We start from the raw sequence: 14,164 nt of genomic DNA, 5'->3' as shown, positions 1-14,164 counted from the left end.
TGAGATGCTGCATAGATTAGTTTTTAAAATTCTTGAGAATCTTTAGCTAAGGTCATATCTATTCCTATAGCAAACGGTGATGTCTCATCTATGTCTGAAGACTCAAATGCATCGATATATGAAACATTAACACCTTCCGCAGCATCGATTTTTAGTGGTCCAAGCCATTTATATCTTTCAAACCCCAAGCTTATAGAAAGTGCGCCATTAATCAGCATTAGAAACCCCTTAACTTTTTGATAAATTTCATTCTCATCATTAAGAAGATCTATATGCGGAGAAGTTAATATATGTATATCCGTGGGGCCGCTCTCAGAACTTGAATCATCATAAATATCAAAATCATTGGGATTAACTCTTGTAAGACCTTTAACAAAATCTGTGTAGGGAGATAATCTGAAGCAATATCGTGGTTTTGTCCCAATCATAATTATTAAACTGCCATATATTAAGGATTTGAAATTGGATACAATGAGGCTACAAATCAAAAATAAGAAAATCGTTAGGAGCTTGACTTTTAGCTATGAATGTTAAGAGACTCTTATCAGAGCAGTTGGTTCGGTTTGCTCCCTTTCGGGGTTTCGCTTTTTTAGGGTGACTCTTTTTTCCTTCACATCTTACCGTACAGTAGTATAGCAACTTTCTTTTATTCTACTAAGCTAACACATTAAAATGATTTAAGTTGCTACTTAAGCCCAAGCTTTTGATTTTTCCTCTGAAGCCAATGAACAAGCATAGTCTATTACTCATAGATTAATACAAAGAGATGCTAGCAATTTCTTCATTAAAAACGCGAGATCATACCCAACCTATATCCATTCAATCTACATGGAATTATACTTCTGACGTCCGCTCTTGGCTGTGGAGCGGACAGGACGCAGTATCCGTTGTGAGCGATGAGCAGACGTTATGCAATTGTTCATGAGTGAGTATCTTGAAATCACATTTCATTGATTTCACAACTTTATGTGGAGGATTGAGATATTCAGGAAGGACTTAGGGCGCTGGAAGTTGACCGGTAGTTGAAAGAAATACTACCGGGCGGAGTCAGTCCAGATCTGGTCCATACAGTTCCTCAGATACTCACACGTTTAGAGGTCAATGACTGTAAAGCAGGCGGAGCCGGAGGAGGGGTTATCAGCAATCTGACGCTGCTAGCGTAGTGTTTTACGTCTTATTAGGCGCGCATCAAACAGCTGGCTCCCCGGTTTGTTCACGCAGGGAGAGAGCAGCCGTTCACAGGCGGCTTCCGCCATCTCGGCCAGCGGCTGTGCGAAGGTCGTGAGCTGATAGCCCAGCCAGCTGGCCTGCTCGATATCATCGAAGCCGATAACGCAGATATCTTGCGGAATATTCAGGCCAAACTCGTGGCGAGCGGCATCAATAAAACCACAGGCGATAAGGTCAGTGACGCAGAATATGCCGTCGGGGCGCGTCTGCTGGCTTAGCAGCTCGCGTGCGGCGAGGACTCCCGTCTGGTAGCTGGTATTGCCGGGGCGGATTAACGTCATCTCGGTACCGGCCTCTTCGGCGGCCTCAAGAAAGCGGGTTTCGCGGACCACCATACTCGGTGAGCGGGCGGCGGAGGAGACAATCGCCAGGCGCTGACATCCCGCTGTTATCAGATGATTAAAGGCTTCCTTCATAATTGAGCTGTAATCGAGATCGATATTTTCCGCATGAGGAAACTGGCCCAGGCGGTTGATCAGAATCACCTGCTGCCCGCTTTGCAGGCAGCGCTCAATCAGCGAGACGGGCGGCTTGCCCGACAGCACGATAGTCGCGGTAGAACGATAGTTCAGCGTTTTCTGCAACGCCTCTTTTGCGCTGGCTTCACCGTCATCGGTGTTGATCACCATCACCGCGCGCCCGGCCTTGTGCAGGCGCAGGGTCAGATGTTCGAGCAGACGCGATTGATAAGGGGAGGAAAGGTTGCCGCCGAGAATACAAACCGGGCGGCTGGCCTCTTTGGAAAGGCCGCGCGCCAGGTGATTGACGTGATAGTTCAGCGCCTCTGCGGCCGCGAGCACCTTGCTCCGGGTTTCGTCGGACACGCTTCTGCCTGGCGTAAACGTGCGCGACACCGCGGACCGGGAGACGCCCGCCAGGCGCGCCACCTCGGTGGCGCTGGCGAAACCAGAATTTTTACTTTGCCGGCTATTGCTCATGGTGCTGTTCCGCTGTGGTGATGGCTCGTTCACGTATAATGGCATACTCGGCCAGGCGGGTTAGCGACGGCTTCGGCGTTTCATACCACTCTTGCGGATGGAGCTGGCGCTTATCGCGGATCAGGGCAATGGCGTCGTCGAGAGTGGGGAAACGTTCCGGGCATTCCAGGTGCATAAATAGCGCCACCAGCGCCACCGAGCGGCTGCGGCCGCCGCGACAGTTGACGAGAATATTGCCCCGTTTACGGTTGCGATAAGAGGCCTTGTCCGGGATCTGCTGCAGCAGCGCCGAACGCATTAGCTGATAACCCGCGTGGAGCATCTCCGGCGCGTTGCCGTCGCCGTCGACAAGCCCGAGCTTATAGTAGCGAACCGGGCCCGAACCGTGGGAGAGCTGGTGCGTCGCCACGCCGGGTTCCGGCATCGTGACCCAGTCGATATCGAGATTTACCGCACAGTTAATGACGATGCCGATATCATGCTCTGCCAGCTGCGCCATGTCGCTCACGCCTTTGGAATCACCTATGTAGATATTCATCCCCCAGCCGGGAAAATCTTCCGCGATCAGGCTGACTGGCGGGCGAGGATAGCGCACCGTCGGCGACTTTTCCGCCGCCGCAGGCTGCGGCGCGACGGCGAGCGGAATACCCGTCGCACGGGACAGTTTGTCAGCAATACCCGGCGCGGCGGCCAGCACGGGAATACCGCGGAAAATGGCCTCGGCGTTATCGGGAAGATTACCGGTCTGGCCGCCTGCTTCACGCACCAGCAGCAGCCCGGCCAGGCAGTCCCAGGCGTTCATATGAATTTCGGCGTAGCCGTCGGTGCGGCCTTCGGCTACCCAGGCCAGCGCCAGCGCGCCGGAACCGCCGCGGCGCGCGCTGGCACCAAGATTAAGCATCGCAGCCATGACGTCCAGGTAGTGGCGCTGGCTGTGGCGAGAAGACCAGCCCAGCTCCACGCAAGCCCGCTGCGCGTCGGTAATGGCGCTACAGCGCAGCGGCTGGCCGTTTTTCAGCGCATAATGGCCGAGGCGAGCCAAGTAGAGCTCCTGGCTTACCGGGTTATAAATAGCACCCAGCTCGGTGATGCCGTGGCGAATCCAGGCGATGCACACGCAAAAATGGGCAATACCGCGGGCAAAGTTGGCGGTGCCGTCGATCGGATCTACCACCCACAAACTCTCCGCGCTGGCAGGCTGGCTGGCGGTCTCTTCGCCGAGGATCAAATCTTGAGGGAAGGCTTCGTTAATAGTACCTGAAATCAGTGCTTCAACGAAGGTGTCCGCCTCGGTCAGGATATCCTGATGACCCTTCAGTTCATATTCGCCCGCTTTGCGGGTCTGGAAGAAGCGCAGGGCGGTATCTCCGGCTTCGACGATAATACGTTTGAGAGTCGCTTCGCGCTGTTCAATATCAATAGTGGTCAAGGTGTGCTGCCCGTTATAAATGAATGAGGTGTTGCCCGGTTATGTTGTTTGAACCTATTTCTTGTAGTTCAGGCTCCAGAGATCCTGCCAGTCCTGGCGGCTATCCCAGTCTTCTTGTACCGTAGTGGTCAGGTACACCATCAGTTCGCCGCGATATTTTTCAATGCCGGATGCCTCATCGGCCGGCAGTTTTACCTGCTGGTTGGTGGACATTTTGCCGTCTATGCCCTGCGGCGCGATCCCGTCGGCGCTCATCAGGTAGTGGATAAACAGCTTCGCGCTATTCGGGCTTTTGCTGCCGGTGGCAACCACGCCGAGGCTCGGGTAATTCCAGCCGATGAACGGTTTCAGCCCATTACATAGGCCCAGCTTCATGCCCTGCTTGTTGTCGCGGAATTTGGCTGTGGACACCAGGCCGACAAAGTCGGTTTTACTGTCCGGCGCGCCGATGGCGGAAGCGGCGTCGTTATCTGAATGAGTCAGCAGTACGCCGTTGCCCGCCAGCGCTTTGACAAAGGCTGCCGTGGCAGATTTTTCATCGGTTTGTAGCGGCTTGCCGAACTCCTGCTGGTAAGCGTCACGAATCTGCTGGTCGTAGTGGGTTTCCATCTGGCTGAACCAGTCGGTGTAAGCCGGTTTGCCCGTCGGGGCCTGCATTGCCACGCGTCCGCGCCATTTCGGTTCCGTCAGTTGCCAGAGGTTGGTAATCGGGCAGGTGGCGTGACGTTCGGTGTTATAGGCGAACACGTTGGGGGCTAACACGATGGTCAGCGGATTTTGGCTGCGGGCGGCAATGCTGCCTTTGAGATCGTCCGGCACCCAGCTTTGCACATAGCCTTTATTCAGCAACTGAACCGTTCCCGCAGGGGCATCCTCAATGATGGCAACGTCGGTCCGCACGTTTTTGGCCTGCGCCTCCCGGCTCATTAATTTCAATAATCTGCGGGGCATCGGCTTTTACGCCGCTGGCCTTTAGCCCATATTTTTCGCTGAAGGCCTTCGCCTGCTGCACGATCTTACCGGTTGAGGCGTAAACCGTCATCGGCTGCTCCTGCTTTGCTGCGGCGATCAGCGCCTGCAAATCGAAGGTTTCAGCCTGGGCCTGGTGGCTGCTTAATAGCGCGGCGGCAATCGAGATGGCGGCCAGATTATGCTTCATGGTAGTTCCTCAAAAGTCAGTATGCGGTTAATTCATGGAGAAATCGTGACGCAGCCCGTTGCTATTAAAGAAGTGCAGAGAGGCGGTCGGGAGCTGGCAGTGAACCTGCTGGCTAACCTGCCACCGCGGTCGCAGCTGCGTGGAATGGAACAGACGATCCTGCCCGGCAATTAGTTCAATCACCCAGCTTCCGCCGGTAGGCATAATGTTATCGATGGTCATCGGGATACCGTTGTTATCAGGTTCCTGGCTGAGAACGATCTCTTCCGGACGAATGCCGCAGTGCCGGGTTTGTTCATGCAGGGTGAAGCGCTGCTGTAGATGCTGCGCCAGCCCGCTGGATGGCTGATGGAGTGGGATCATATTCAGGCGTGGCGTCCCGATAAACTCGGCTACAAAGCGGTTCGCCGGCGTCGCGTAAATCTCATCCGGCTTACCGACCTGCTGCATATGGCCGGCGCTCATCACCGCAATGGTGGTCGCCAGGGTCATGGCTTCCCACTGATCGTGGCTGACAAAAACGATGGTGGTGCCAAAGGTTTCATGTAGACGGCGCAGCTCGGCGCGCATCTCCAGGCGCAGCGCGGCGTCCAGGTTGGAAAGCGGTTCGTCCAGCAGCAGTACGCCGGGATTAACCGCCAGCATGCGGGCGAGGGCGACGCGCTGCTGCTGGCCGCCGGAGAGCTGTGCCGGATAGCGTTTGGCGTAATCAGCGATACGCAATTTTTCCATCACGTCCTGACAGCGGGCGATGCGCTCTTTAGCGGCGATTTTCTGCAAACGCAGGCCAAAATCAACGTTCTGCTCCACAGTCATGTGCGGCCAGAGCGCATAGCTCTGAAAGACCAGGCCAATCCCGCGTTTTTCCGGCGGGACGTAGATGCCGTTGGCTATTGAGTCAACGATCCTATCGCCGATAGCAATCTCTCCGCCGCAGGCGTGCTCGATGCCGGCAATCATGCGCAGGATCGTGGTTTTTCCGCAGCCGGAGGGGCCCAGCAGGCACATAAATTCGCCGTCTTTTACCGTCAGGTTGATATTGTTTACCGCCGGGGTATCGCTGCCCGGATAGGTTTTTGTCAGATTATTTAAGTGAATCGTCGGCATTTTATTTCTCCAGACCCTCTGCAAGACCGGTACCGGTGATCTTTTGGATCATCAATGTGCCAGCCCATGAAATCAGTGCGATCATCAGCACCACGGCATTGGCCGCCTGCTGGTAGTTGTAGTCAATCAGGCGCAAGGACCAGGTGGTCAGGACATCCGTTGCGGGAGTCGCGAGGATGACGAACAGGCTGACGCCCTTGATGCCCGAGATAAACGGCAGCAGGATTCCTGTTGCCAGCGGTGCGGCCTGAATAGGAATAACGATGCGGCGGATACGGGTGAACCATCCAGCGCCAGCAATGCGCGCGGCTTCCTCGGCTTCTTTACCTAGCTGGGTCATCGCGGCAATACCGGAGCGGCTGGCGGACGGGATTTTTTCCGCAATCAGCGCCAGTACCAGCAGCAGCGGCGTGCCGTACAGCGCCGGAACCGGCCCGCGAGCGACCGCAAACAGAGAAAGAAACGCGGCGGCAAAGGCGATGCCCGGCACAAGGTAGGGCAAAAAAGTCAGCTGGCGCAGGAAGGAAGAGAGCCAGCGGAAGTGGCAGCGCATCACCGCGTAGCCAACCAGCAGGCCGAGAATACCGCAGACGATGGACGCCGAGCCGACGATCAGCAACGTATTCCATACCGTGTGCCAGAACTCGGCCGTGAGCAGAATGCCGTTACGCAGGGCCACGGTATCGAGGTCATGACCAATCCAGTAGGCGAGGGTGAAGTTATCGGCGGTAAAGCGGCCGGGGAGCGTCATTATCGTTGACAGGAACAGGGTCAGAAGCGGAATCGCCACGCCCAGCAGGACGAACAGCAGCGGCAGCCCGGCAGCGGCGATGCGCCAGTGTCCCTGGCTGCGGCGGCGCTCCATGGTGCCCTTGCCGCCCACCGTAACGAAACGACGGGCCTCGCGCAGCATTTTCATATCCAGCATCAGGGTCAGCATCCCCATCAGCATAATCACCGTGGCGATCACCGCTGCCACGCCCGACTGTCGGGTGCCAATCGCCCGATACAATCCTGTGGACAGCGTATCGAAATGCACCGGCAGGCCGAGAATATAGGGCAAGGCGAACTCGCCGATGCAGTCGGCGAAAATCAGCAGGGCGGCGGAGAGCAGCGCCGGACGAACCAGAGGGATAATAATTTTAAAGGCGATAACGTTACGTGAAGCGCCAAGTACTTGGGCACACTCTTCCATTTGGCTATCCATGCGTTTCAGGGCGTTGCCGACGATTAGAATAACCAGCGGCGTGTAGTGGAGGATCATAATGACGACGATCGGGAAGTAGCCATAGGCCATCCAGTCCGGGGTCTGCACGCCCATCGCCTCCAGCCATCCCGGCTGCCCTCCGATGGCGTGGTTTTTGAAGATGGTGCTCCACGCCAGCGCGAAGGTCCAGGAGGGTAGCATAAACGGCACGATCAGCAGGGTTGAGAACCCTTTTCTGCCGGCGATATCGGTACGATTGATGAGCCACGCCAGAGCGATGCCGATGGCCAGCGCGCCAGTCACGGTAGTCAGGGCGATGGCCAGAGTGTTGAGCAGCGGCGTCCAGAGCAGCAGGTCGGACATGCGTGAAGTCAGAGTGCGCAGCAGATACCAGGAGGTCAGCGCGCCTTCCGCTGTCCCGGTACGGCCCTCATCGCCGCTTTGCACCAGGACCGCGTTTAGCAGCACGGAAACAACGGGTACCAGGATTATCCAACTGAACAAAACCAGCAGCAGTACGGCCAGCAGATTGGCGGGCTCCTGGCTGACGACCGACAGTTTGTGGCGGAGTTGAGGCCATGCGGTATGGCGGCGAGCTTCGGGTTGGTAAGCCACGGGGTTATCCCTTGCATTGAAAGACAGAGTGGAATATATCGGCGAAATGTTACAGTTTTGCGAATTTCTTGCACCTATGTGCAAATATTTTCACGTTTATTTTTTCCCCCCGAACGTGACGGGGGGATTGAGTGCTTCAGACATTTTCCCATGCTATCCGCGGAATTTACGGCTGTCGTCAGGAGGCGGGAGAATGCATTTTTCAGGTGAATTGCGCGTTACTGGAATACGGCTAAATCCTTGCCGTCATAGACCAGGTTTTTCTCTGCCAGCTGGATGAATTTATTCAGCGGGCACAGCTCACCAATAGCGGTTTCATGACATTCGGGCGATTTAAATTCGGCTGTCGGCAGCGGATTCTGCGCGTTCAATGGCGAAAGTTGACGCCACTGATCTAATGTTCTGGCGCTAAAGGTAAGGTGAACCATTTTTTCACCGGTCTGTTTATCAAGGTAACGTGCCATAATCAGACTGCCGCCCGGCGGAATATCATTGCGTGGGTAAACCGGTAGCTGCCAGTTAAAGCCGAGCATGGTTTGAATTTGTGAAATATTGCTGTCGTGGCCGACCAGAATAACCAGCGGGCTTTTCAGTTCGGTACTTTTTGAACCTTCGTTATTATCAGACAAGGCTCCAATTATCTGGCGCATTAACAGCGAGCCACCGTGGCTGGCATATTCCGGGGTGTTGCTGACCAGATTGTATTTGTCCGCATGGAGGGCCATTAAATTACTCACCTCTTGTGCATTTTTCGCATGCCCGAATGCTACCTGAGATAGCGGCAGGTTTTCGCTATATTGCAGGCGAATGGGTTCGCCAATCGAAGAGCCTTTTGATACCGGGCCGCTTAATTTCGCTTTGCCTTTGTCATTTATTTTAACGACCCACTCTTTATCCAAAAATTCGCAGCTTTTACCGCCTTCGGCGCATACCGCGCGGCGTAAATCCGCCACCGCTTTTGCGTGCGTTTTTTGCGTCTGTTGCGAAGAGCCGGTTCTTTCTCTTACCTGCTGATAGACGAGCTGTTCATTCGGTTTGGCAATGCCCATTTCAATGGTATCAAATAATGGGTCGAACTTATTCGCTGAGGCGTGAGTGACCATTCCGCAGCCGGGGAACATTCCGTCAAGCAGCGCCGCGCCGGTCGCTTTAGTTCGCTGATCCGGTGCCGCCCAGAGCCATACTTTTCCCGATTCCGGGCAGGCCGAGCCAGCGCTGACCGGCAGGCCGCGAGATTGCCATTCAGCCAGCTGATAAGCGCCCTGCGTCAACATTCCCGCATAGCCGTGGCCGGTTAAAAAACCGTCCGGTACGTTCCATTCAGGCCATTTTTTCCCGGTGGCTTCCTCCAGACTGGCGGTATCCGTTTGCGGGCGAACGCCGTGCCGGCTAAGCATCACCACCTTTTCCAGCGTGTAGCGAGCGCTATCCGTTGATGCGGCGTGTGAGGCGGGAATCAGGCTGAATGTTATGCTCGCCAGCAGCAGATTCAAGGTCAGTAACTTTTTCATTTTAGCTCCTGGTGATGATTAAAATTTGTAGTTCATGCCGACGATATATTCTGTCTGCCGTTCGGACGAGCTTTTCGATACAGCCTCGTTTTTTACCCCAATATAGGGTGAGAAATGTTTGGTAAGTTGATAGCCAACTTCCACTTCATGCTCGGTATTATAGTGTTTTTTATTATATAAATTCTCATTGCCATGATACCAGGTGAGCGTATAGCCCAGGTCGAACTTGCCGATTTTTTGCGATATTTTGCCTTCAATACGGTCAACGCGTTTGGTTGGTTTTTCATCCCGATCGCTTATTTCTTTACGGTAGCGAAGAGACAGTTTTGTTTTATCAAACAGGCGATACTTAAATTTAATCGACGGTTTGTATTTTTCCTCGTCGTCTTTAATGGTGAAAGACATGCCCGGTTCAATGCTAAACCGATCGGTAATGTCCTTGTTATAGTTAATTTTGAATTCTTTTTCGCTAAGTTTTCTTTTGTCGAAGAAGTTACCTGCGTCGCCGTTAGCCTTCTCAACAGGGTGGGATTTAAGTTTGGAACCAATCCCGATACCTGATTCGAAATCATGAGAAATTTCAATCTCATCCGTGTGCTCTTTGGAAATATCCTCATATTTGTGCTCGTAATTTAACTCCAGGGCAAGAGCGAGATTTGATGTTAAAAATAATCCTGCACCTGTCATAACAGGTAATATAAGTTTATTAAACATGACGTTTCTTTTTTCTAGTTAACCAGGGAAACCCGAAAGTTACGGAGGGTATGTTTCATTTAAATTTCAGTTTTAATTATATTTTGTGACTGCAATTATTTTTATAAGCACTTTTGGTATTTGCCATGCAAAAAATCAGATGATGATATTTACAAGGTATTTGCAGATGGTGAAATATATTGCACACCATCAACCATCATCAGAGCAGCAGAAGATTGTTACAGACGAAAAATTTGCAAAAAAATGGGGTGTCGCCCTTTTTTTCTTCCTGTGTGGCAGACGGATTAGCCAAAGCCCATTCGATAAATGCCCTTAATCCCCCCCTGAGCCGGAGTCTTTTACAAGACGGTCCTGAAGCGCCAGATGAGCATGTTCCACGCGGCCTTTGGCAGAGCAGTTATTCGCGCTGATAGTCTGAAGATTCAGCTCATGTATCGCACGACCAAACGGGGTACTGGGTATAGCCATCGCCACAGGTGGAATTTTTGTTATATATTCTGAATACACTGGCTTTGGCGCTGTATAACGCCAGCGGTTTACCATATTTTCAAGGTAGCCTTGTGTGGCCTCAAAATAGGTGAATGTTGATTCCGATTGCTGTATCAGCCGGCTCGTTGCATCGTCAACATAGACCAATGCAGTACAGGCAGGAGCACGATTCTCGAACCAGTGGTGGTCACAGCCATCAATCTGGATTAGTTCACCACAAAAGGCCCGGCGATAGCGTGGCTGCTGAATTTTTGGTGTCCGTTGTTTACGAGGTATTCAGAGTCCGGCTTAACCATAAGCGACTGGACTGTTCCTTTGGAAAGATAAACGTCATGCCATTTTGGAAGTTTTTCACATGCCAGCGTTGGTTCGAAGTCCGTATAGCGCCCGCGGATTATATTGAGTGCATACTGGGCAAGACCTGATGGCTGTTGATTATTACTTGGTTTTCCACGACGGCGGCTGGCCATACCCAGCGGACCATGTTCGCGGTAACGAGAAAGAAGACGTAGACACTGACGGTCGGAGATGCCAAAGCACTGCGCTGCCATTTGAGTTGTCAGACGGCGATCGATCAAGGCCTGAGGTCTATCTTCCGGACTGAAGCATTTGTCTGTGAGCGAATGACCAGAGGACGGCTGTTTGGGTAAAATTCTTGAATCCAGCATTTGAGAAACCTCGCTACTGGGGTAACCGATGGCGCAGCGAGTGAGCGACAGGTATCCACCGTTCGTGAGGTAATGCTCAACAGCAGCAATTTTCTGCGCGTAAATAGCGTTCTCTTGGCTTTAAATCTCTGGGTAAATCGCCAGTCTCTTCATAAATCCGAACCCTACGGCCCAGTGGTTTGGGGGACGGATATCCCAGCTCTCGGACAACAGCGGTGGCTTTTTTACCGTACCGGTAATAGAGTTCGACGGCCCGGATACGATCCTCGTATGAATGAAAAAATTAACTACTGAAGGTCCTGGAATTCGTTCGCACCCCACAGCGGGCCATTACAGCTTTGCTGTTACATTCAGAATGAGGCCACAGAGCTATATGTTAAACCAGTGTCGATTCAATGTCTTAATCCTCAATGAGCCATTTTTATGTAAATATACATTTACATTTACATATACTGTTGCCCTCTTGGCAGATCGTTTTTCAGAATAGTTCTTGGCTGCAAAAACGGAAGTGTACAAAGGCATATTTATATGTACAATAGTACATATGGTGAGTATTTAATATGGATGGGTGGTATATGATTGAAGTTAACAGCATGAAAAATCAGTAATGTTTTATAGCGACTGTGTACTCTTTTCATTGTTATTTTTACTGAATGGTATTGAAATTACATTAAGGGTTATACGGATATGGGCAATTCACAACCAACCGGGGGCTTTCACTTCAGAAGTAGAGTGGGGCTATGGGTGCTAAGCATGCCCCATTAACCTACTGCTCTGTTTGTGAGGTAAAAATGGTATGAGGTGGATTTCATTGCAGAATTTACTGCTATTTGTATAATTATTGACCTCGGTATGCAACTGGCAGAGGCCTTGATTTACAATAGAGACTGCGAGAGGGTTATATATATTGAAGGTGCTGATGTTGAATCGAAGCATTTATGACAATGGCGGGCAAGCACACCAGTTGTTAATAAAATATCTATTTTCTTAACGTTAATATGGAGAATAAATCAAATCAAAAAATAGCAGTAGGGTTATTATATGATGCTGAGTTCCTGCAGAAAAGAGAGAGGCAAAATACTGTGAAATAAAACAGCTACTTATGATGGTCTCTTTATTTGTTAATTTCTGTAAAATTAATTATTTAATGACAGGATATGAAATGTTTTACACTCAAGAGAGGGGGTTTTTTGAAGAAACAAGGGAATGGTTTCAAGACCGCAAAGATAAGTCGCTCCCGGAGGTTTTTTTTGAATATTTCATTGAGGCTCGAAGAGGCGATTTTAGATATTATTTCTATTCTCAACTACAAGAGAGTGTGGACAGTTTGAATAAGGGGTTATACTTGTCAAATAACCTTTCACTAGCTATACATAATATAATTAATGTTCCATTGATAAAACTAAGACGTATTTTTGGTTTGATTGTATACTGGTTAAGTGCAGCCATTGATATAAACACTCCATCTAAGTCTGATTTTTTTGATATTGTTAATGGAATCCTGGGGGATGAGTTTTTATTCATGGGCTGAGTCATCCGACACTCTAATTTTTGAGAGCGGAAGTGTTAACTTTATAAATGTCTGTTTCTAATTTTAAAATATAATCCATTACTAAATTTAATTATTAAGCTGTACTATATGCATATAGTTGAAAATGAATAAATGACTGCTAACCATCTAAAAGATTTAAATCATTCAGCAATATCAAATAAGTTATTGGTATTTATAGATGATCTTTAAGGGGGCTTTTACTATTAGCCTTACAAAATGTTCAATCTCATCTCTGCTCAAAAGTTCTCTGTTCACAAAATTATGTATTCCTGCTTCCTCAATCAAGGCATCAAGCGCTTTGGCTGTTTGGGGCGAGAAATGGAGCACTATTTTTATCCATTCATAGCTGGGGGCGGTATTTAACCAGAGGCCATCTGGCGGCAAATGAATAAAGCTCAAAGCTGAGAAAGAGAGTTCGTGGAGAACCTCAAACCTTCTTTTCAAGAATATCTACAACTACCGTACGCCTAGGAGATGGAGAGAGGCGACCTGCTGGTTAGGTATGGCATGCGATGTGATAATGAATATCACCATAGACCGAACGTTTCCAAATTAATTAAGTAAAACACACTGTCCACATAATGAAAAGACGGTGTGCTGATGTCGACTAAACGATGTCAGCACACATAGCGTGGAAGGTGGCCGTTAAGTGTATTTCCGGAATCGGTATGATTCTGATTCAGACACGCGGCCAGAAATATTTTATTTGAAACTCATACATGTTTGCGTGGATTATTGAATAATCTAAGGGATTGTTATCGAGATCGATCGCTTGGGCTTCCAGTCTCATGATAGGGTCTTTTACGCTTATTTTTAGCAATGCTGCCATTTCCGTTGTCGGAATTGATGGCATGAATGTTTCAAAACAACCGGCTACTTTGATATTACATTCTTTCTCAATGAAGTGGTATTTTGAACCACGCATGTGGTTGATCGTTAATGTCGGGAATAAATTAAGGGACATCCATGTTTCTTCTACCTGCATCGGGCTATCGTTTAAATAACGTATCCTTTTTATATTAAAAACTTCGTCACCTGCTTTGATGTTCAGGTGTCTTGCTAAAGCATTTGATGCTAGCTCGAGTTCAAAATTGATAACTTTACTGTGAATCACACTTCCAACTGAACCTGCCAATTCACTTAGACCATTAAGTGTAGTTACATTCGCAGAGAAGTTCTTCTTTATAATAAAATTCCCTGAACCATGCCGTGCCTCAATCATTCCCTCTTTTTGGAGTTCATTAATAGCTTTCCGCAAGGTAGTGCGGGAAATATTATAATAATCAGCCAGTTTGTTCTCAGGTGGCAACCTGTCACCTAGGGAATATTCCGACGAGTTTATCCTTATTTTTAACACTTTAGCAATATCGCGATATACCACTTTTACACCTCTTGGTTTTCGTTGTATTTCAGTTGGTTACGAGTTAAAGCTCCATTTCATGATCAAGGTTGTCTGTGATTAATATAACTATTATACCTATTCCGTAACAAAAAAAACGACTTCTATCACAAAATGAATTAGCCGAAATTATTAACTTAAAATAA

11 protein-coding genes and 1 pseudogene are annotated in these 14,164 nt (G+C 49.9%); 1 reads left to right on the top strand and 11 read right to left on the bottom strand.

The annotated features are described in order from the left end of the window. Window positions 1-23 precede the first annotated feature (23 nt). From ENTMO_RS26085 to ENTMO_RS26425, 10 genes and pseudogenes are all read right to left on the bottom strand, one after another. A complete protein-coding gene (locus tag ENTMO_RS26085; RefSeq protein WP_157133705.1) occupies window positions 24-428 on the bottom strand; it encodes a hypothetical protein in 405 nt (134 codons plus the stop codon). Between the two features lie 726 nt (window positions 429-1,154). Beyond that, a complete protein-coding gene (locus tag ENTMO_RS0104785; protein WP_010427715.1) occupies window positions 1,155-2,168 on the bottom strand; it encodes a LacI family DNA-binding transcriptional regulator in 1,014 nt (337 codons plus the stop codon). After that, window positions 2,158-3,597 carry an inositol monophosphatase family protein gene (locus ENTMO_RS0104780; RefSeq protein ID WP_010427714.1) on the bottom strand — a complete coding sequence of 480 codons (1,440 nt, stop codon included), beginning with the start codon at window positions 3,595-3,597 and terminating at the stop codon, window positions 2,158-2,160. The genes ENTMO_RS0104785 and ENTMO_RS0104780 overlap by 11 nt, the downstream gene beginning before the upstream one ends. 54 nt (window positions 3,598-3,651) lie before the next feature. After that, window positions 3,652-4,497, bottom strand: a complete 846-nt coding sequence (locus tag ENTMO_RS23835) for an ABC transporter substrate-binding protein (RefSeq protein WP_237702309.1) — start codon at window positions 4,495-4,497, stop codon at window positions 3,652-3,654. Further along, entirely contained in the window at window positions 4,472-4,756 is a 285-nt protein-coding gene (locus ENTMO_RS26430) for a hypothetical protein (RefSeq protein ID WP_237702308.1), read from the bottom strand. Before ENTMO_RS26430 ends, ENTMO_RS23835 begins: the two co-directional genes overlap by 26 nt. Before the next feature lie 27 nt (window positions 4,757-4,783). Continuing rightward, on the bottom strand, window positions 4,784-5,863 hold the full coding sequence (locus tag ENTMO_RS0104770) for an ABC transporter ATP-binding protein (RefSeq protein WP_010427713.1): 1,080 nt from the start codon (window positions 5,861-5,863) through the stop codon (window positions 4,784-4,786). A gap of 1 nt (window position 5,864) precedes the next feature. Next, entirely contained in the window at window positions 5,865-7,685 is a 1,821-nt protein-coding gene (locus ENTMO_RS0104765) for an ABC transporter permease (protein ID WP_010427710.1), read from the bottom strand. Window positions 7,686-7,903: 218 nt separating this feature from the next. Next, a complete protein-coding gene (locus tag ENTMO_RS0104760; RefSeq protein ID WP_010427708.1) occupies window positions 7,904-9,196 on the bottom strand; it encodes a histidine-type phosphatase in 1,293 nt (430 codons plus the stop codon). Window positions 9,197-9,214: 18 nt separating this feature from the next. Beyond that, the gene (locus ENTMO_RS0104755) at window positions 9,215-9,910 is read right to left on the bottom strand and encodes an oligogalacturonate-specific porin KdgM family protein (protein WP_010427706.1); all 696 of its coding nucleotides are present in this window, start codon (window positions 9,908-9,910) and stop codon (window positions 9,215-9,217) included. A gap of 333 nt (window positions 9,911-10,243) precedes the next feature. Beyond that, window positions 10,244-11,326 (bottom strand): annotated as a pseudogene (locus ENTMO_RS26425) (ISNCY family transposase); the annotation flags it as partial. A 903-nt stretch (window positions 11,327-12,229) separates the two neighbouring features. Here ENTMO_RS26425 and ENTMO_RS0104745 point away from each other — a divergent pair. Continuing rightward, window positions 12,230-12,598, top strand: coding sequence for a hypothetical protein (locus tag ENTMO_RS0104745; RefSeq protein WP_010427702.1), 369 nt, complete (start codon window positions 12,230-12,232; stop codon window positions 12,596-12,598). 700 nt (window positions 12,599-13,298) lie between these two features. Here the strand turns inward: ENTMO_RS0104745 and ENTMO_RS0104735 are convergent. Next, the gene (locus ENTMO_RS0104735; protein WP_010427697.1) at window positions 13,299-14,000 is read right to left on the bottom strand and encodes a GntR family transcriptional regulator; all 702 of its coding nucleotides are present in this window, start codon (window positions 13,998-14,000) and stop codon (window positions 13,299-13,301) included. Between the last annotated feature and the right edge of the window lie 164 nt (window positions 14,001-14,164).

The sequence above is a fragment of the Enterobacter mori LMG 25706 genome (genome assembly GCF_000211415.1).
Taxonomy (GTDB): domain Bacteria; phylum Pseudomonadota; class Gammaproteobacteria; order Enterobacterales; family Enterobacteriaceae; genus Enterobacter; species Enterobacter mori.
The sequence above is the reverse complement of the archived record's forward strand: the minus strand, read 5'-3'. Positions and strand labels throughout refer to the sequence as shown.